Origin of the sequence: Pectobacterium sp. PL64 (genome assembly GCF_022477975.1) — a bacterium.
Classification (GTDB): domain Bacteria; phylum Pseudomonadota; class Gammaproteobacteria; order Enterobacterales; family Enterobacteriaceae; genus Pectobacterium; species Pectobacterium jejuense.
Genome location: NZ_CP092070.1, coordinates 4,623,420 through 4,642,413, shown reverse-complemented (window position 1 = coordinate 4,642,413; position 18,994 = coordinate 4,623,420). Strand labels below are relative to the sequence as shown.

Genomic DNA, 18,994 nt, shown 5'->3' with positions numbered 1-18,994 from the left:
GAAAATGCTTACTGTGGTGTAAAACGGCGTAAATGTTGCACGGTTGCCAGCCAGGCGGCCAACCAGCCAATCATACCGGCGATTAACAGCAGCAGCAGGGATTCATCCCAGCTCAATCCTTTAACGGCAAAGGTCGTACCGAAGACGGAAGCCACCTGCGCCACCACGGCACCCAGCTTCCAGACCAGCGCCTGCGATAAAATCAGCGACAGCACCGCGCCGCCTACGCCCATTGCCGCCCCGCCATTCAGGAACGGACGCAGAATAAAGCCGTCTGTCGCCCCAATCAGCTTCATCACGTTGATGGTTTCGCGGCGGCTGAAAATACTCAGGCGCACGCTGTTGCCGATCACCAAAAAGACGGCAACCACCATCAGGACACCAATCGTCACGGAAATTTGCCCAACCAGATTGGTCAATGCCACCAGCCGCGCAAACCAGCTGTCATCCATCCGTACTTCATCCACGCCCTGCGTCGCCGCCACTCGGTCGCGCAGCGTCGTCAGCGTGGTGGAATCCTGAAAACTCATTTTCGGCGTGATAATCGCTACGGCTGGCAGCGGGTTCTCTTCCAGCATATCGAGCGCGCCGCCAAAACCGGACCAGTTACGGAATTCGCCCATTGCTTCATTGCGCGACAGGTAATTGACTTTATCGACGCCCTCTTCCGATTGAAGCTGCGTGATAACCGCCTGCGCCGCGTTGTCATCCAGCGATTTATCCAGATACACCGTCAGCTGCGGCGAGGGATACCACTGTGTCGCTGCCTGACTGACGTTTTTCCATACCAGATAGCAGATGCTGGGCAACGCCAACGAAATAGCAATGACCATGATGGTCAGAAAGGTAGCCAGCGGCTGGCGCAGCATATCAGCCAGCGTATTCATCCAGGCATAGCGCCACTGTTCCTGCCAGCCGCCGCGCAGCGCTTTGGCTTTTGCGACAGGCTTTTTCGCGTTACGGACGTTATTCGCCATTGTGGTTTCCCCCCACCATGCGGCCATCCGACAGCGTCAGCACACGGTAATTACGGCGGGCGATCAGCCCAGTGTCATGCGTCGCCATCAGGACGGTAACGCCAACGCGATTGAATTCTTCAAACAGGCGCAAAATGCCTTCTGACAGCGCTTCGTCGAGGTTGCCAGTCGGCTCATCCGCCAGCAATACGGCGGGTTTGTTCACCACCGCGCGCGCAATGCCAACGCGCTGCTGCTCACCGCCGGACAGCTGGATAGGGTAGTTTTTCGCTTTATCCAGCAGGCCAACCTTGTCCAGCGCGGCGGATACCCGACGACGGATATCCTCACTGCTGGCACCCGCAATGATGAGCGGCATCGCAACGTTGTCATAGACCGTACGTTCCATCAGCAGATGGTGATCCTGAAAGATCATGCCGATCTGGCGGCGCAGGAACGGAACTTCGCGTTTTTTCAGACGGCTGATATTGTGGCCGCCGAAGAAAATCTGACCCGCGCTGGGACGTTCAATGCCACAAATCAGTTTCAGCAGGGTACTTTTCCCTGCGCCGGAATGGCCGGTCAGGAACGCCATTTCCGCGGGGCGCAGATGGAAATCCACCCCTTGTAATGCCTGACGCCCACCGAGGTAAGCTTTACTGACCTGTTCAAAACGAATCATCCGTTTTAATCCTCTCGGGCAAAAAGTGCCTCAATAAAATCGTCGGCCTTGAATGGCCGTAAATCTTCAATACCTTCACCTACCCCAATATAGCGGATAGGAATAGCGAACTGGTCGGCAATGGCGAAAATCACCCCGCCTTTCGCGGTACCATCCAGCTTAGTTAAGGTAATACCCGTCAGCCCAACCGCTTCATTAAACAGTTTGGCCTGACTCACCGCGTTCTGCCCGGTGCTCGCATCCAGCGTCAGCATCACTTCATGCGGCGCGTCTTCGTCCAGCTTCTTCATCACGCGCACAATCTTTTTCAGCTCTTCCATCAGGTGCGCTTTGTTCTGCAAGCGACCGGCGGTATCCGCGATCAGGACATCAACGCCGCGCGCTTTCGCAGCCTGAATCGCATCGAAAATCACCGATGCCGAATCCGCACCCGTATGTTGCGCCACCACTGCCACATTATTGCGCTGTCCCCAGACCTGAAGCTGCTCGACCGCCGCCGCACGGAAGGTATCCCCCGCCGCCAGCATCACGGATTTGCCCTGCGCCTGGAACTGACGTGCCATTTTCCCGATGGTGGTGGTTTTACCCACGCCATTAACGCCAACCATCAGAATGACATACGGCGTTTTGCCTTCGATATTCAGCGGGGCGTCCACCTTAGCAAGAATCTCCGCCATTTCTTCTTTCAGCTTCACAAAAAGCGTATCAGCATCTTTCAACTGGCGGCGGCTGGCGTGCTCTGTCAGGCTGGTGATGATTTTGCGGGTCGTCTCGACCCCAACATCCGCAACCAGCAGTTGTTCTTCCAGTTCATCAAACAGATCGTCGTCGATTTTCTTACCGCGAAACAATCCGATAAATCCTGAACCGAGGTTCTGGCGCGTTTTTACCAGACTGCGTTTCAAGCGAGCAAAGAAACCTTCTTTCGTCGGACGTTCCTGCTCTTGCGCCACGACAGGCGCATCATCTGGCTGCGCGGGTTCTGGTTCTTCGTATTCTTGCTCTTCCTGCTGCGCAACGTCCGGCTCAGCATGAGCCACCGTCGCGCTTTCGGCGATCTCAGTCTGTACGATCGGATCGACGACATCCCGATCGAGAACGTCATGATCGATCGCGTCACGATCGTCTGCTTCAGAAATAATAGGGGCTGATACGGCTGGTTCAGGCACAGCGACGGTCGGTTCGTCAGCCGCTGCGGTAACGTCACGCTCGGCGGCAGGTTGGATCAGCGCTTCCGCTTCAACCTTGGTCTCTTCTTCAACGACAGGCGCTTCCGGCAGCGGTTTCTCTACCTGCTCCGGGGCGTGCTCAACGCTCTGTTGAGCCGATGCAGCAGCATCCGACTCCGCCGCTGACGGCTGTTCTTCAACAACAATCTTCTCTTGAACAGTCGGCTTCTCTTGAAAAACAGGCTGCTCTTGCGGCTGTTCCTGTTGTTTCTCTTCCTGTTTCCCTAATCCCAGCCAGGAAAAAAAACCGCGCTTCTTTTCTTTTGACATGTGCGATCGCGCTCCACGCTGCTCACCGCAGCGAATCAATCAATGAAAATCATATTTAAACAATAAGTTTAACACTTTCCTGCCGACAGCAACACGCAGCCAACGGGGGCAATGACGGACAATTCTCGGCGCTGCCGACAATCTTCGTAACGAAAGGCAATGTCCGTAACGAAGTGTGTCAAACGCTGCGCGTTATCGAAAGCCTGTAGATAGCACAAAATTTTGGGTTAAGCGCTTTAACCCCCATCTTAACATTCCCTCTACACGTAACCGCCGCTAGAATAGCGCCAGAAATTTCCTGCCCGTATCCACACCACGATGATGCGGCACAACAATAACCCTGTGAGCTATGGCTAAAAAAAATGCATCGTCAGCCGCCGGACAAATCCGAATCATCGGTGGTCAATGGCGCGGCAGAAAACTTCCGGTTCCTGATAGCCCCGGTTTACGTCCCACCACCGATCGCGTGCGGGAAACGCTGTTTAACTGGCTGGCTCCCGTCATTCAGCAGGCACGCTGTCTAGACTGCTTTGCCGGCAGCGGCGCGCTCGGGCTGGAAGCCTTATCCCGTTATGCCGCACACGCCACATTATTGGAGATGGAGCGTGCAGTCGCGCAGCAGTTAACGCAAAATCTGGCACTACTTCGGGCGGACAACGCCGAGGTGGTCAATACTGATGCCCTGAGCTGGCTGGCGAAGCCGGGCACGCCGTTTGACGTCGTGTTTCTCGATCCACCGTTTCGCAAAGAGCTGCTGAACAACACGCTTGCCCTGCTGGAACAGCAGGGTTGGCTGGCACCCGACGCGTGGATTTACGTGGAAACCGAGTCGGAAAATGCGCAGCTGACTATCCCGGAAAATTGGCAACTGCACCGTGAGAAAATTGCGGGTCAGGTCGCCTACCGTTTATACATTCGTCAATGATCTTCGCAGCAACGTAAGGGTAAGAGATGATTTTGATTAACCTTGGCAGGCTATTGATGCTGGGCGTGTGGGGATTTTTGTTGCTTAACCTGATTCAGCCGTTCCCCAAGCCGTTGAATATCTTCATGACCGTGGCGATGGTGTTTATGATCCTGATGCATGGTTTTCAACTGCTGCTGTTAAAATCCAGCCAGCCGAAAGACAGCCCCGCGCTGAGCCGCGCGCTTCAGGCACGCATTTTCCTTTTTGGCGTGTTTGAGCTGTTGGCGTGGCAGAAAAAGCAGCCTAAGCCACCGAAGTCGTAATCGCTACTTCTGCTGGGGCACAAAGCGGATAAAGCGTGTGCCCTTTAGCTGCAACGACCCCTGCATGCCAGTATCAAGCAGGTGATAATCCGCGTTCTCAAGGCGCAGCGTGATAGTCGCGCCGCCGGTAATCGGCCTGAACGTGACCTCATAAAGCATATCCTCTACAACCATCACCTGATGTTCGCGCGCCCGTCGACGGCTACGGGGAAATTCGCGTTTGTGTTTCACCTCGGCGGCCACGATCCGCAGCGGAGCCGCGTCATTCTGCGCTTCCCGCTGGCGTTGACGTCGATATTGCCGCGCCGCCAGCACCAAAATCGCACCGACGGCCAAGGCCAACAGCCAGGGAAAGTCATTCATCAGGGTTTCTTGCCGGGAAGATAAGGAAATGCGGTAACGTTATCGCCTAAATCAGAAATGCGGGCACTGCCTTTTTCCGTCACGGCATCAATGCGAATGATCGCCTGTAGAGGAATGAAACTGCGGCTAACGCCGGAGAATTCCGTTTTCAGTTTCTCGGTTGACGGGTCAACCAACACCGTAGACTGGCTATCAAACACGAAGTCGGCAATTTCAATAAAACCGAACAGGCTACTCTGCACCAACTCACGCACGTAAAGCTGGTAATTCTTACCGTTATTTATAAATTGAATACGATAAAGCGCGGATTCATTACTCATTCAACACAATGCTCCCTTCGAGACTTCACGGCGCCCATCTACAATAAAAACAGGCGATAACATAACATGAAGCTCACAGAAGTCGCATCCGTTTCACGACGTGTTGTTTAACTTCCCCACAATCCCCTACACTCAATAAAGAACGGTTTATTTTTATCCTGACACAAACAAAAACACAAAAAGGACACGCTATGCTTTGGTCATTTATTGCTGTGCTTTTTTCTGGTTGGTTGTATGTGGACGCCAGCTACCGTGGTCCAACGTGGCAACGTTGGTTATTCAAACCGGTCACGATGCTACTGCTGCTGGCTCTGGCCTGGCAGACGCCGCTGCTTGGTGTGCCGGGCTATCTGATTGTACTGGGGTTGTTGGCAACGCTGGTCGCAGACACCCTGCTGTTGCTGCCGACTCAGCGCCTGCTTTACGCGTTTGGCGCTTATTTCCTCTCCCATCTGCTGTACACCATTAGCTTTTTTACCGGGCAGATTTCACTCACGTTCTTTTGGCCGCTGGCATTAACGCTCGTCATTCTGGCCACGATCCTGATCGCGATTATCTGGGGACGACTGAAAGAGCAGCGTTGGCCCGCCTGCGCATTCATCATCATGACCACATTGATGGTCTGGATTGCCGGCGAGCGGTATTTTGCGCTAGGGACAAACGCGAATTTCTCCCTGCTTACGGGCACCGTGCTGTTGTTTATCGCCCATGCAGCCTGGCTGATTCACCATTACCGTTTTCCGTTCCGCGCCCATCAGGCGATTGTGGCCGCGGGCTATTTTGGCGGCCATTTCCTGATCGTTCGCTCCCTCTATTTCTAACGTTGACGCCGCTCACGAAAATCTGGCTAAGCATTGAGCGGCGGTGTAAAGTTCCTGATGAGAATCGTAATCACTAAGAAACTATTCCAGTAGGCGTTATTGGTGCAGCCAGTTTGGACTCGGACAGCGCGCAGAAACCGGAGCGTACATGGAGTACGTGAGGATTATTCGCTACGCTCACCCTACGGGCCGCCCCAAGGGGCGTTCAAACGCAATTGCGTTTGTTTGAGCACTGCCCAGGTTCAAAATGGCAAATGAAATAGCCCTAATGGGATTGGTTCAACAATGGAGGAAGATATGCACTCTCATCAACACCACCACAGCACTGAGAAATCAGCCTGCTGCAATAACAGCGTTCACCACGCGCCACGCAGCGCCAAAAGCTGCTGCAACGAGCACACGCAGCATTCAAACCACGCCGACCACAGCTGCTGTTCAACCAAACACACGTCTGACGCCGTAGTGCAAAGCGCGTGTGGCACAGATCAGTCGTCGTCAGACAGCGGCGGTAGCGCGGATTCAGACGACCCCGACGGCGGAGACAGCGACAGGCCCCGATCCCACCAGCGTTTCAGTTGGAAAATCAGCGGGATGGATTGTCCCAGCTGCGCACGTAAAATCGAAAATGCAGTAAAAAATCTCACCGGAATTGAACAAGCCAAAGTGCTGTTCGCCACCGAAAAACTGGTTGTTGATGCCAACACCGATATTCGTCCTCAGGTTCAATATGCCGTTCAGCAAGCGGGTTTCACCTTGCAGGACACCGCACTCCCCCTCGCTCCACCCGACACGTCGACCGTACGTCGTTTCGTACATGAATATGGTTTCTTAATACTTTTCACTCTGCTGGCTGCTGCAAGCTGGGGACTTTCCCTGCTAAGCGAGCGTGGCGGGCAGATCGCGTTTATCGCGACCACAATTGTCGGGCTGATTCCGATACTGAAAAAAACGGTGCAGCTCATTCGCACGGGCACGCCCTTCGCGATTGAAACGTTGATGAGCGTGGCTTCCATCGGGGCGCTCTTGATTGGCGCCACCACCGAAGCCACCGTCATCCTGCTGCTGTTTATGCTGGGCGAACATCTGGAATCTTACGCGGCAAACCGCGCACGACGGGGCGTAACGGCGCTGATGGCGCTGCTTCCCGAAGATGCCACGGTCGTCGGCAACGGGCAGCGACGCCTCGTTCCCGTCGCCAGTCTGGTTCCCGGTGACGTGATTGAAGTCGCCCCCGGTGGGCGTCTCCCTGCCGATGCGGAGCTCTTGAACAGCGACGCCAGCTTTGATGAAAGCGCCCTGACCGGTGAATCGGTTCCCGTTGAACGTACGCCGGGTGAAAAAATTGCCGCAGGCAGCCTGTGCGTCGATCGGGTTGTGCAGTTGCGCGTGGTGTCACAGCCGGGCAACAGCGCTATCGACCGCATTCTGCAACTGATAGAAGAGGCGGAAGAGCGCCGTGCGCCGATAGAGCGCTTCCTCGATAAGTTCAGCCGTTACTACACGCCAGCCATCATGCTGCTGTCGCTGCTGGTGATTCTGGTGCCGCCGTTGCTATTGGCGCAGCCGTGGCAAGAGTGGATTTATCGCGGCCTGACGCTGCTGTTAATCGGCTGTCCGTGTGCGCTGGTGATCTCAACGCCTGCGGCGATTACGTCCGGGTTAGCCGCCGCAACGCGCCGTGGGGCACTGATTAAAGGCGGCGCAGCGCTGGAATCGCTCGGTAGCATCAAGACTATCGCGTTCGATAAAACGGGCACGCTGACGGAAGGCAAGCCGCAGGTGACGGACGTATTGCCCGCCGCAGGCGTTAGCGCAACGGCGCTGTTAACCCGCACCGCTGCGGTGGAGTCCGGTTCGCACCATCCGCTTGCCAAAGCGATCGTCCAACATGCGCGCTCCAGCAGCACGTTCCTGCCAATGGCGGAAAATCGCAAAGCGCTGGCGGGTGTCGGCGTGGAAGGCACGATAGGCGGCAAGCGGATTCAGGTCAGCGCGCCGACTCGCGTCGCGCCCGATCTACTTGATGCCGACTGGTTGCAGCGGATTGATGCGCTGGAAAACGAAGGGAAAACCGTCGTAGTGGTGCAAGAGGACGATAAGTTGCTCGGCGTGCTGGCATTGAGCGACACGCTACGCCACGATGCGCGTGAAGCGCTGGATGCTTTGCAGCAATTGGGGATTCGTGGCGTGATGCTCACGGGCGATAATCCCCGCGCGGCGGCGGCGATTGCAGCGACATTAGGGATCGATTACCGCGCCAGCCTGCTCCCCGCCGATAAAGTCACGGCGGTCAGCGAATTGAGTCAGCAGCATCCCGTGGCGATGGTCGGCGACGGCATCAACGACGCCCCAGCGATGAAGGCTGCAACCATCGGGATTGCGATGGGAAGCGGTACGGATGTGGCACTGGAGACGGCTGATGCAGCGTTAACGCACAGCCGCCTGACCGGGCTGGCGGCGATGATTAGCCTGTCGCGGGCGACGCAGCATAATATTCGTCAGAACATTGCCATCGCACTGGGGCTGAAAGCCGTCTTTCTGGTCACCAGCATTCTGGGCATTACCGGACTGTGGCTGGCCGTGCTGGCGGATTCCGGCGCCACCGCGCTGGTCACCGCCAACGCGCTGCGGCTATTGAGAAAACAGGGCTAATCGTGGTCTACGGTGCGCGGTGCAACGCCGCGCACCTGCGGCTTAAAGAGTATGACGAGTATTAACCTTTGCGCAGCAGATACCGATAGGGAAGCTGTTCGGTCTCCTGCGCCAGAAGCTCATGCTCCATGAACACGCAAAAACCGGGAATATCGCGGGTGGTGGCCGGATCGTCGGCAATAATCAGCAGCGTTTGCCCGGTTTCCATCTGGCGTACCGTCTTACGCACCATCATTACAGGCTCAGGGCAGCGCAGCCCCTGTGCATCAAGGGTTTTATCCGGGTTGGTAAAGGGATCGGTCATCAACGTTCTCAGTACAGGAATCAAAAAACCGCCTTAGTTTACGCTGAGGATTTCTCGACGCAAGCGACGACAACGTTTGCGCAGAAAACAACCATCTTTTCCTGGCAAAACACATTGCATTAGCGATGCAATTGCGTATTATGCCGCCGCGTTGCAGCATAAATCTGCACGTTATCTCTTGGGTTCCCTAACCCCAATAACCAAAAAGGTCACATTATGTATCGTTTTACTCCCCAGCAGCGGCTTACGGCGCTGATCTGGCTATCGTTGTTCCATGTCCTGATCATTACGTCGAGTAATTATCTGGTTCAGCTCCCGGTATTGATTTTCGGTTTTCATACCACCTGGGGCGCGTTTACCTTCCCGTTTATTTTCCTGGCAACTGACCTGACGGTACGGGTTTTCGGTGCGCCGCTGGCACGTCGTATTATTCTGACCGTGATGGTACCTGCGCTGGTAATTTCCTATTTGGTGTCGAGTCTGTTCTATCAGGGATCGTGGCAGTCGTTCGAGGCGTTAAGTCAGGTGAATATCGTCGTGGCGCGTATCGCCTGCGCCAGCTTCATGGCTTATGTTCTCGGCCAGATTCTGGATGTTCACGTCTTCAACCGCCTGCGCCAGAAACGCGCGTGGTGGGTCGCTCCGGCCGTGTCGACCGTGTTTGGTAATTTCAGCGATACGCTGGCCTTTTTCTTCATCGCGTTTTACCGCAGTACTGATGCCTTCATGGCGGCAAACTGGGTTGAAATCGCGATGGTGGATTATGCCTTCAAATTACTGATCAGCCTGGCGTTCTTCCTGCCGATGTACGGCGTCATGCTGAACATGGTGCTCAAACGTCTGAGCGAGCAGAAAGGCACCCCCGACTATCACTCCGTCAGCAGCCACCATTAATGCCAATCAGGCGGCCATTTGCGCCGCCTTTTCTCATCAAGTCATTCATCGTTTTGTAAAAATAACGCAGGGACTAACAACGGTTTGCAACAACAAAATGCTTGTTTTTGCTATCTGAATAGGGTGCCATACTGTTATTACCTGTTTAAAACGATTATCTGTTTCAAAAACGAGAGAAAGGGATCCCATGTCGAATGTAATCAAATACCTCGGTGTCGGCTTGCTTGTCGGCTTGCTTGTCGGCCTGCTTGCTGCCTGTGATGGCAAAACGGATGACGCTGCAAAAGCGGGCGCGCAAGATAAACCTGCCGCAGAAGCCAGCGCAGGTCAGAATATTGAATTAATGGATGGCAAGGTGGCGTTTACCCTGCCGGCCGATATGCGTGATCAAAGCGGCAAAGTGGGAACGCAGGCGAACAACATGCACGTTTACGCCAATGACAATGGGCAGAAAGCGGTCATCGTGATTCTGGGCGACAACACCACAGAAGAGTTGACCGTGCTGGCACAGCGTCTGGAAGATCAACAGCGCACGCGTGACGCCAACCTCCAGGTCGTCACCAACAAGACCATCGACGTTGACGGCAAGAAGCTGCAACAGCTCGACAGCATTATCACCAGCAGCGGACAGCAGGCTTATTCCTCTGTCGTGCTGGGCAAAGTAGAAAACCAACTGCTGACCTTGCAGATCACGCTGCCAGCCAGCAATCAGCAACAGGCACAGAGCGAAGCAGAAGGCATCATCCACACCCTGAAGCTGAAATAATCGGTGTTATCGTCGGACAGTAGCCACCGAGGTGGTTACTGTCATTCTACGCTAGCGACCCGCTGGGTCAGTCGCCATGTCAGTGCCAGACCGCACAGTCCCAGCAACGCCGCCACCAGATAAATAGAGGCGATGCCGGTGTAAGCCATCAGCACGCCCGCTACCGGTCCGACGATGCCCAGCGATAAATCGAGAAATATCGTATAGGTTGCCAGTGCGCTGCCCTGATTCTGCGGCGATACGGCCTTAACGGCGACAACGCCTAATGCCGGGAACACCAGAGAGAAACCTGCCCCCGCAAGGAATGCACCGATTTCCGCCATCAGCGGCTGCGTCGCCCCCCAGACCAGCAACAACCCGACGATTTCAACCACGAAGCACGCCATCGCCACGCGCAATCCGCCAAACCGCTGAATACTGTTAGGAAATACCAATCGTGCGCCGACAAAGGCACAGCTGAAAATGGTTAGCGTCAGCGCCGCGCCTTCCCAGTTCCGGTCAGCATAAAACAGCGTGATGAAGGTCGCGATCACACCAAAACCCGCAGAGGCGATCGCCAGAATAATGCCGTAAACCCAGACTTTCCCCAGCACTTCGCGGAAGGGAATCTTTTTCCCCGGCGCAACCTGCACCGCGGGGCGCGGCAGCGCGAGGACAATCGCCACGGCTGCAATCAGGATAATGCACACGGAGAGCAGTTTTAGCCCACCGATATGATTAAGCCAGACGCCGAGCGGTGCGCCAATCGCCATCGCGCCGTAGGTCGCAATGCCATTCCATGAAATCACGCGTCCAATGTGCCGGGAACCGACCACGCCGACGCCCCAGAGCGTTGCACCGGTACCGGCAAAGCTCTGTCCGGCTCCCAGCACGATACGCCCGAGGCACAACAACAGCAGCGTGATGGCAGGCGAGGCGTCGCTAAAGGCAGCCATCAGGTAAAACACCCCACTGAGCATGACGCCAGCCAGCCCCCAGACGACGATTTTTTTCGGTCCTTTTTCGTCGGCGCTGCGGCCCGCATGCGGGCGGCTCACTAGCGTGGAGAAGTATTGCAGGCTGATCACCAGTCCGGCCCAGAATGCACTGTAGCCAAGGTGATCGTGCACGTACCCCGGCAGCACCGCCAACGGCAGGCCGATATTCAGATAGCTGGCGAAGTTGAACGCCACAATCGAAACGATGCGCAGATTAAGGCGCAGACCGCTCAGCGCCGGTTCGGATGGGGAAGGTGTTGGCATGGAAAATTCACTCGCTTAACGTCCGTGTATGACGTACGTTCAGAAAAACATCGAAAAATCATATTGTATATACTCTAAATAATTCGAGTTTCAGGCAGGCGGCAAGAGAAGGAGTCCCGATGAGCTTACTCAAGTAAGTGATTCGGGTGACTGAACGCAGCCAACGCACATGCAACTTGAAGGATGACGAGTATATTGTTGGTTATAATCAAGCTTATGCTACTAAACTAATCCCGAACACAGGAGAAACGCAATGCCTGTACCGGCAGACCCGGATCGCCAGTCAACATCGTCAACCCCAGAAGGGGATAAATCACCACAGAAACCTCTCTCATTTCTGGGAAAGAGCAAGCGTCTGGCCGCACGTATTCAGGCGATCCCCAGCGTGGCGCACCTGATTCGCGCGGGCGAACGCTTCAACGATCGGATGGGCAACCAGTTTGGCGCGGCCATTACCTATTTTTCCTTTCTGTCGCTGATCCCGATTCTCATGGTGTCTTTTGCTGCAGTGGGTTTTGTGCTGGCTTCTAACCCCGATCTGCTGACGGGGCTGATTAACCGTATCGTCAACAGTATCAGCGATCCTAATCTGGCCAATACGTTGAAAAGTACCGTTAACACCGCCGTGCAGCAGCGTACTACCGTGGGGATTACCGGTTTGCTGATCGCACTCTATTCCGGCATCAGTTGGATGGGAAACCTGCGTGAGGCGATTCGCGCCCAGTCGCGCGACGTGTGGGAACGGAACCCGAAAGATGAAGAGAAGATTTATTTTCAGTACACGCGGGATTTCCTGTCGCTGACCGGTCTGGTCATTGCGCTGATCATTACGCTTTTCCTGACCTCCGTTGCTGGCACCGCGCAGAACATGATTGTGACCGCGTTGGGGCTGGATGGCATCGAGTGGTTGCGCCCCGCGTTGACGCTGATTGCCCTGTCAATCTCCATCTTCGCCAACTATCTGTTATTCCTGTGGATATTTTTCGTTTTACCGCGCCATAAACCCAAACGCAAAGCGCTCTTTCGCGGCACGCTGATCGCCGCCGTGGGCTTTGAAGTTATCAAGTTCGCGATGACCGTCGCGCTGCCTAAACTGGCCAGCTCACCTTCCGGTGCCGCGTTCGGTTCGGTCATTGGCCTGATGGCGTTCTTCTATTTCTTCGCTCGTCTGACGCTCTTCTGCGCCGCCTGGATCGCAACGGCGAACTACAAAGGCGACACCTCGACGGATAAGAATGAGCAGGGGAAAGCCCCCCCCTCCGATCGCTAAAAGCAGCGTGAAAGCACTGGTTTTCCGATCTGCGTCATGAAAAAATAAAACATCGTTTCAAGGCTATTGACTCAGTCTCGCGTAATGTTGAGACTGATGTTAATTTCCGCATTTTTTATACCCAATAACATCAGGTGCAGGGTACCTTTTCAAACAGGCCAAAAGTGATGACAACTACTAACATTGCCGTAATCGGCGAATGCATGATCGAACTGTCGCAGAAGGGCACGGATCTCAACCGTGGATTTGGCGGCGATACGCTGAACACTGCCGTTTACATTGCCCGTCAGGTAAACGCCGATAAGCTGGGCGTGCATTACGTGACCGCGCTCGGCACCGATAGCTTCAGTACCGAGATGGTGGCTGCCTGGCAGAAAGAAGGGGTGAAAACCGACCTGATTCAGCGACTGGACAACAAGCTGCCCGGTTTATACTTCATTGAAACCGACGATAGCGGCGAGCGTACATTCTACTATTGGCGTAATGATGCCGCGGCCCGCTACTGGCTGGACAGCCCGGAAGCGGAAAAAATCGGTCAGTCGCTGGCACAATTTGACTATCTCTACCTGAGCGGCATCAGTCTGGCGATCCTGAACGCCGAAAGCCGTCAGCGTCTTCTCGCCCTGCTGCGCGCGTGCCGCGCCAACGGCGGCAAAGTGATTTTTGATAACAACTACCGTCCACGTCTGTGGCAAAGCAAAGAAGAAACGCAGCAGGCCTACACCGACATTCTGTCCTGTACCGATATCGCTTTCCTGACGCTGGATGACGAAGACATGCTGTGGGGCACTAAGCCGCTGGAAGCGGTGCTGGATCGGACGCACGGTTTGGGCGTTAACGAAGTGGTCATCAAACGCGGTGCCGATTCCTGCATCGTGTCTGAACGCGGACAAGAGCTGGTTGATGTCCCGGCTATCAAATTGCCAAAAGAGAGCGTGGTCGATACCACCGCCGCGGGCGACTCTTTCAGCGCAGGTTATCTGGCAGTACGTCTGAATGGCGGCAGCACGCAGGAAGCCGCACAGCGCGGTCACCTGACGGCCAGCACGGTCATTCAATACCGTGGCGCGATTATCCCGCTTGAGGCAATGCCTGCATAAACAGGGTGTCGCGTGATAATACGTTAAAGGCCGCAATCGCGGCCTTTTCTATTTACTGCTTAATGACTTACTGATTAATAAATTACTGTGCCGCGGGCGCCGTTTCCTGCGGTTTCGCTCCTTCAGGAATGGCTCCTTCCGGCGCAGCCGCCGCGGTGCTGGCAACCGGCTCGGTCACTGGCGTCATAATCCGGTCGTAGGCTTCCTGCAACGCTTTCATATTCGCTTCCGGTTCACCGGGCTGTTGGATCAGCATCAGCGTCGTATCCTGTACCAGCTGCTGATGCAGTTCCTGGTTCAGCATATCGAGCGTCAACGCGGACAGATAGGTCTGGCGCAGTTTCTGATACTGCTCGGGAGAAATATCTACGACGCCATTCTGCTGGGAGCGCAAGCGCTGATCCATCAGGATGTCCGTGCTGGTCCGCGCATAGGTCGCAAACAGCTTACTCAGCTCGTCCGTCTTGCGCGCAATCAGCGCATCAAACTCTTGCTGTGTCAGCCCTTTTTCACGCAGCGTCGCCAGCTCACGCGCCATAAACGTCACGCCCGGCTCAACGCCCTCACTATTCGGTACATCCATATGAATCGCGCACTGAGAACGGGTATAAAACACATTGCAGTCGAAGCGGAGATTGTTGCTCTTCAGTGGGCTCTTCTCCAGCGCCTGCTGTAGGTGCCAGAACATCGCTTCCCGCGTCATATCGCCCAGCCAGTAACGAACCAGCGCCTGCGATTCACGAATCGGGTGCCACGGGGCATCCCACATCAGCGACAGCGTATCCTGCTGGACGTTGTTATTCATCAGGCTGATCGCCTGCGGCGGTAGCGGGCTCAATGTCGGCAACGGCGCTGGTGCTTCACGTTTCCCTTCCAGCGGGGAGAAGACTTTCCCGATCTGCTCGATCACGCTGCGATTATCCACATGACCGACGATGTAGAGCGTCATCGCATCTGGCGTGTACCAGGTTTTATAAAACTGCTGGAGCTGTTCGCCATTTAACGGCGGTTTGACGTCCTGAGCAGGATCGTGTGCCAGCAGGGGTGAGCCTTTCAGACGATAGCGCCAGCTCGGATCCTGTGGATTAATCGGAAAGGTTGCCACCTGATCGGGCACCTTCAGCGCAGCCTGTAGGCTTTTTTCGTCGAACGTCATCTGCCCTGCGCTTTCCGAAAGCCACGTCAGCGCTTCTTTCAGCAGTTCGGGGCGATTATTCGGCAAACTCAGGTTATACGACGTGAAGTCATACGAGACAATGACCGGAGGCAGGACGCGTGAGCTGTTAGCATCCCGCATCCACATAGAAGGCCGCTGGGCGGCGGACAGCTTATCGCCGGGCGCTAAGGCCAGACGGGGAAGAAAATGGGCAAAACCTACCTGCTGGGCGTTTTCCAGCAGCGACCCGGCATTAACAACCAGACGCAGCTCAACCCGATCGCCGGGGCGCTGTGGCGTGGTTAATAACTGCCAGGTAAAACCATTATCAAGCTTACCCTGCTGCCAGGCAGGATCGGGCTGTAGTGCTTCAGCCTGCACGCCGCTGCTGACCACGGCCAGCAACAAACCACCAACGAAAAGCGCCTTTTTGGTGCCCTGCATGTGAACCCCTACTAATAGCTATCCAACATAATAATGTGGTTATTGTTGATCATTATGGTGGCCTTGCGTCTGCCACCGCACACTCTCGTGGATATATCACGGAAAAAATTAAAGACGCGAAGTGTACCATTCCCTTTGACCGCGCGCTTTTGTCTATGTCACTCCAGAAGACGAAATAATCTGCAAAAAAGGTAAAAATAGTCATATTTAACAATATTTTTACGTTTCATGGCGGGTAAGGAAGGAGGGAGAAACGGATTGGTTCGACGTGTTGGCAGACAAAAAAATTCCCCACGGGGCGTTAGCGCCGTGGGGAACTGATTTAGAAAACTATACCGGCATGATAACTGCAACCGAAACTATCGCTGCATGTTGGAATTACGACTGCGCAGTCGGCGTGGCCGCGTTGTCATTTTTATTAGTGCCAGACAGCTCAGCATCCAGTTTCTTCTCGTCCAGCTCGCGGCAGTATTTTGCTACCACAATGGTCGCCACACCGTTACCAATCAGGTTGGTCAGCGCACGGGCTTCTGACATAAAGCGGTCAATACCCAGAATCAACGCCAGACCGGCAACTGGCAGGTGGCCCACGGCAGACAGCGTTGCCGCCAGCACGATGAATCCACTTCCCGTCACGCCCGCTGCACCTTTAGAGGACAGCAGCAGCACCACCAGCAAGGTAATCTGATGCCAGATATCCATGTGGCTGTTGGTCGCCTGAGCGATAAATACCGCGGCCATTGTCAGATAGATGGAGGTGCCATCCAGGTTGAATGAGTAGCCGGTAGGAATCACCAGACCAACGACCGATTTCTTACAACCGACCTTCTCCATCTTCTCCAGCATACGTGGCAGCACGGATTCAGAAGAGGATGTGCCCAGTACGATCAGCAGTTCTTCACGAATGTAGCGAATGAATTTGAAGATACTGAAGCCCGTCGCCCTGGCAATACTGCCCAACACCAGGAACACGAACAGAACACAGGTGATGTAGAAGCACGCGATCAGCTGTCCCAACTGTATCAGCGTACCGACTCCATATTTACCGATGGTGAAGGCCATTGCACCGAACGCACCCAGCGGAGCCAGTTTCATGATCATGTTAATGACGCCGAAAATGACCTTGGAGAAGCTGTCAATCACGTCAAAAATCACTTTGCCTTTTGGCCCTAAGCGATGCAGCGCAAAGCCAAACATCACAGCAAACAGCAGAACCTGCAAGATATTACCGCTGGCAAACGCACCGACCACACTCGCCGGAATCACGTCCATCAGGAACGGAATCAGACCCTGTTGCGAAGCCTGTTGGGTATAAACCGCCACCGCAGACGCATCCAGCGTACTTGGGTCGATGTTCATGCCCACGCCAGGTTGCACCACGTTGACCACGACCAGGCCGATAATCAGCGCAATCGTACTCACGATTTCAAAATACAGCAGAGCGACCGCACCAGTACGACCGACCGACTTCATACTTTCCATGCCTGCGATACCGGTGACTACCGTACAGAAGATAACCGGCGCAATAATCATTTTAATTAATTTAACAAACCCATCGCCCAGCGGCTTCATTTGCTCGCCAAGCTGGGGATAGAAATGCCCCAACAGTATCCCTATTGTAATGGCGGCAAGAACTTGAAAATAAAGACTTTTAAAAATTGATGTTTTCATACATACGTCCTATGGTGGGGAAAACACAGGAGGGGAATAGGGTACGAAAATGCCGCCTGTGATTGCGCCGGAAAGTAACATTGCAATAACAAGCTGAGAATGTTTTATAAGTTTAGTTTGTGAACGGCAGGTTAAAAACAAGAGCTGAATCACGTCAGCAGGAATTATAAAGAAACATCAGTGCAATTTACTTGTAACAGATGCACATTTTTTCGGCAGAGATGTTGCCTTGAAAAGCTCTCAAACCCCCGCCATACGGGGAATGTGCCGTTCGAGAAACCTCGTGATAAAAAGTAACATTTGCGTTACCTGTAAATACTCAGGAAGGCACCGTGAGATGATGAATTCCGGATTTTTTATCACGCCGCGCCAGCTGCATAGCAAAACGCGCCTGTGATAAAAGCAGTGCGGCGTCCTCGGGTCGAGGATCGGTAATAGTGAGGATGCCGACGCTGACAGCCCGCGCTGGCTGGGAGCCCGCAGGTAAAAAGGGTGAATTAATCGCCAGCATCACATTCTGCGCCCAATCTTGCGCCTGTCCGGCAGATTGCAGCTGCTTCCCGATGATAGCGAACTCATCACGGTCGAGACGCGCCAGATAGATGAGCCCAGCCTCGTTCTGTTCTTCAATCGCCGCGCTGAGCTGCTTCGTCAGCGTGTCTACCTTGCCCTGCTTGCTGGCGGACGCATCAAGCCCAAAAACCAGCAGACTGAACGGTGTCGCATCGGCCAGGCGCTGTTCAAAGCGTCGCATAAAGTGCGCGTTATCCGGCAGCCCCGCGCCTTCCGTTCCAGCAGAAAGCGACTGCGCCAGCAGCTGTTGATTGCGGTTATAGCTGCGCACCAGCGCGCCCAGCTCATCGTCCTGATGCCAGGGCGGTAGCGTAAGTTGACGGTGGAGCATGTCATCCGGCGGTAGATTCTGTAACTCGACAATAATCCCCCGCAGCGGGTGTATCAGCAGGCGGTTAATGCACCAGGTAATGGCGATCGACATAATCAGCGCCAACAGCAGATACGTCGCCAGCATGGTTGAAAAGGTGCTGACGATAAATTGATACATCCGGTAGGAATCCGCCTGCAACACCAGATGCGCCAGCGGAGCCGAATACTGCGTCTGCGGCGGCGAATAGAGCGGAATAGAGATGCGGATAGGCAGCTTAAAGACCCGTGCGATCCAGTCTGGCACCGGACGTTCTTTCGGGAAATTCGCGTGCAGCGTCTGGAAATCATCCGGCAGCAGCACATCAGCCCGGCTAAGAAAGGCAACGGGTAATAGGCTGTCCAGAATATTGCCCGCCCGCTGCACTTCCCCTTGTAACACCGCATCCGTCAGCGGTTGACGCACGGAATACGCGATGCTCTCCAACTGCTTGGCATAATCTTCACGGCGCTGATGAACGAAGTGAAAGAGTTGTATGACGATAAACAAGCTGATCGTCACCAGTGCCACGGCAGACACGGCTGTCATCTGTTTAATCGTTAATGAACGTCTGAGCCGCAAGCGCTTTCTCCGTCAACCTTTTATGCAGACCTGAATACCTGGCTCACCAAACAACAAACAGGTGAGCAATATACAACGCGAAAAATGCGCACGCGTTACACACAGCAACACGATTTACACG

General features: G+C 54.6%; 18 protein-coding genes. 8 read left to right on the top strand and 10 right to left on the bottom strand.

Features of this window, described 5'->3' with window-relative positions; genetic code table 11:
* Positions 1–8 precede the first annotated feature (8 nt).
* Genes ftsX through ftsY form a run of 3 tightly spaced genes read right to left on the bottom strand, consistent with a single transcriptional unit; the run spans position 9 to position 3,137 of the window.
* Positions 9–977 carry a permease-like cell division protein FtsX gene (ftsX, locus tag HP572_RS20880; protein WP_039281575.1) on the bottom strand — a complete coding sequence of 323 codons (969 nt, stop codon included), beginning with the start codon at positions 975–977 and terminating at the stop codon, positions 9–11.
* Complete coding sequence (gene ftsE, locus HP572_RS20875; RefSeq protein ID WP_039281573.1) at positions 967–1,638, bottom strand: cell division ATP-binding protein FtsE; 672 nt, start codon at positions 1,636–1,638, stop codon at positions 967–969. The genes ftsX and ftsE overlap by 11 nt, the downstream gene beginning before the upstream one ends.
* Positions 1,639–1,643: 5 nt before the next feature.
* On the bottom strand, positions 1,644–3,137 hold the full coding sequence (gene ftsY / locus HP572_RS20870; protein WP_240584229.1) for a signal recognition particle-docking protein FtsY: 1,494 nt from the start codon (positions 3,135–3,137) through the stop codon (positions 1,644–1,646).
* Between the two features lie 349 nt (positions 3,138–3,486).
* Between ftsY and rsmD the strand changes: the two genes are divergently transcribed.
* Together rsmD and HP572_RS20860 are read left to right on the top strand one after the other, a co-directional pair.
* Entirely contained in the window at positions 3,487–4,062 is a 576-nt protein-coding gene (gene rsmD, locus HP572_RS20865) for a 16S rRNA (guanine(966)-N(2))-methyltransferase (RefSeq protein WP_240584228.1), read from the top strand.
* Positions 4,063–4,091: 29 nt separating this feature from the next.
* Positions 4,092–4,367 (top strand): DUF1145 family protein, encoded by a 276-nt coding sequence (locus HP572_RS20860; protein ID WP_162274786.1) that lies wholly within the window; start codon positions 4,092–4,094, stop codon positions 4,365–4,367.
* Between the two features lie 3 nt (positions 4,368–4,370).
* On the opposite strand, the gene HP572_RS20855 is transcribed toward HP572_RS20860, so the two are convergent.
* Positions 4,371–4,730: a DUF2500 domain-containing protein gene (locus HP572_RS20855; protein ID WP_240584227.1), complete on the bottom strand. Its 360-nt coding sequence runs from the start codon at positions 4,728–4,730 to the stop codon at positions 4,371–4,373.
* The gene (locus HP572_RS20850; protein ID WP_010681394.1) at positions 4,730–5,050 is read right to left on the bottom strand and encodes a DUF1820 family protein; all 321 of its coding nucleotides are present in this window, start codon (positions 5,048–5,050) and stop codon (positions 4,730–4,732) included. Before HP572_RS20850 ends, HP572_RS20855 begins: the two co-directional genes overlap by 1 nt.
* 191 nt (positions 5,051–5,241) lie before the next feature.
* Here HP572_RS20850 and HP572_RS20845 point away from each other — a divergent pair, with 191 nt between their 5' ends.
* Together HP572_RS20845 and HP572_RS20840 are read left to right on the top strand one after the other, a co-directional pair.
* Entirely contained in the window at positions 5,242–5,871 is a 630-nt protein-coding gene (locus tag HP572_RS20845; RefSeq protein WP_240584226.1) for a lysoplasmalogenase, read from the top strand.
* Between the two features lie 297 nt (positions 5,872–6,168).
* Positions 6,169–8,523: a zinc/cadmium/mercury/lead-transporting ATPase gene (locus HP572_RS20840; RefSeq protein WP_240584225.1), complete on the top strand. Its 2,355-nt coding sequence runs from the start codon at positions 6,169–6,171 to the stop codon at positions 8,521–8,523.
* 61 nt (positions 8,524–8,584) lie between these two features.
* Here the strand turns inward: HP572_RS20840 and tusA are convergent, their stop codons facing one another.
* A complete protein-coding gene (gene tusA / locus HP572_RS20835) occupies positions 8,585–8,827 on the bottom strand; it encodes a sulfurtransferase TusA (RefSeq protein WP_012772835.1) in 243 nt (80 codons plus the stop codon).
* Between the two features lie 216 nt (positions 8,828–9,043).
* Here tusA and HP572_RS20830 point away from each other — a divergent pair, with 216 nt between their 5' ends.
* Positions 9,044–9,721 (top strand): 7-cyano-7-deazaguanine/7-aminomethyl-7-deazaguanine transporter, encoded by a 678-nt coding sequence (locus tag HP572_RS20830; protein WP_039281561.1) that lies wholly within the window; start codon positions 9,044–9,046, stop codon positions 9,719–9,721.
* A 187-nt stretch (positions 9,722–9,908) separates the two neighbouring features.
* Positions 9,909–10,487: a DcrB family lipoprotein gene (locus HP572_RS20825; RefSeq protein ID WP_240584224.1), complete on the top strand. Its 579-nt coding sequence runs from the start codon at positions 9,909–9,911 to the stop codon at positions 10,485–10,487.
* Positions 10,488–10,528: 41 nt separating this feature from the next.
* Here the strand turns inward: HP572_RS20825 and HP572_RS20820 are convergent, their stop codons facing one another.
* Positions 10,529–11,728: an MFS transporter gene (locus HP572_RS20820; RefSeq protein WP_240584223.1), complete on the bottom strand. Its 1,200-nt coding sequence runs from the start codon at positions 11,726–11,728 to the stop codon at positions 10,529–10,531.
* Positions 11,729–11,981: 253 nt separating this feature from the next.
* On the opposite strand from HP572_RS20820, the gene yhjD reads away from it, so the two are divergent.
* The gene (gene yhjD / locus HP572_RS20815; protein ID WP_240584222.1) at positions 11,982–12,998 is read left to right on the top strand and encodes an inner membrane protein YhjD; all 1,017 of its coding nucleotides are present in this window, start codon (positions 11,982–11,984) and stop codon (positions 12,996–12,998) included.
* A 167-nt stretch (positions 12,999–13,165) separates the two neighbouring features.
* Entirely contained in the window at positions 13,166–14,098 is a 933-nt protein-coding gene (locus tag HP572_RS20810; RefSeq protein WP_240584221.1) for a sugar kinase, read from the top strand.
* 82 nt (positions 14,099–14,180) lie between these two features.
* Here HP572_RS20810 and HP572_RS20805 read toward each other — a convergent pair whose 3' ends face one another.
* From HP572_RS20805 to HP572_RS20795, 3 genes are all read right to left on the bottom strand, one after another.
* Positions 14,181–15,698 carry a pitrilysin family protein gene (locus tag HP572_RS20805; protein ID WP_240584220.1) on the bottom strand — a complete coding sequence of 506 codons (1,518 nt, stop codon included), beginning with the start codon at positions 15,696–15,698 and terminating at the stop codon, positions 14,181–14,183.
* Between the two features lie 378 nt (positions 15,699–16,076).
* Positions 16,077–17,369: a dicarboxylate/amino acid:cation symporter gene (locus HP572_RS20800; RefSeq protein WP_010301199.1), complete on the bottom strand. Its 1,293-nt coding sequence runs from the start codon at positions 17,367–17,369 to the stop codon at positions 16,077–16,079.
* 319 nt (positions 17,370–17,688) lie between these two features.
* Complete coding sequence (locus HP572_RS20795) at positions 17,689–18,840, bottom strand: diguanylate cyclase domain-containing protein (protein WP_240584219.1); 1,152 nt, start codon at positions 18,838–18,840, stop codon at positions 17,689–17,691.
* Positions 18,841–18,994 lie beyond the last annotated feature (154 nt).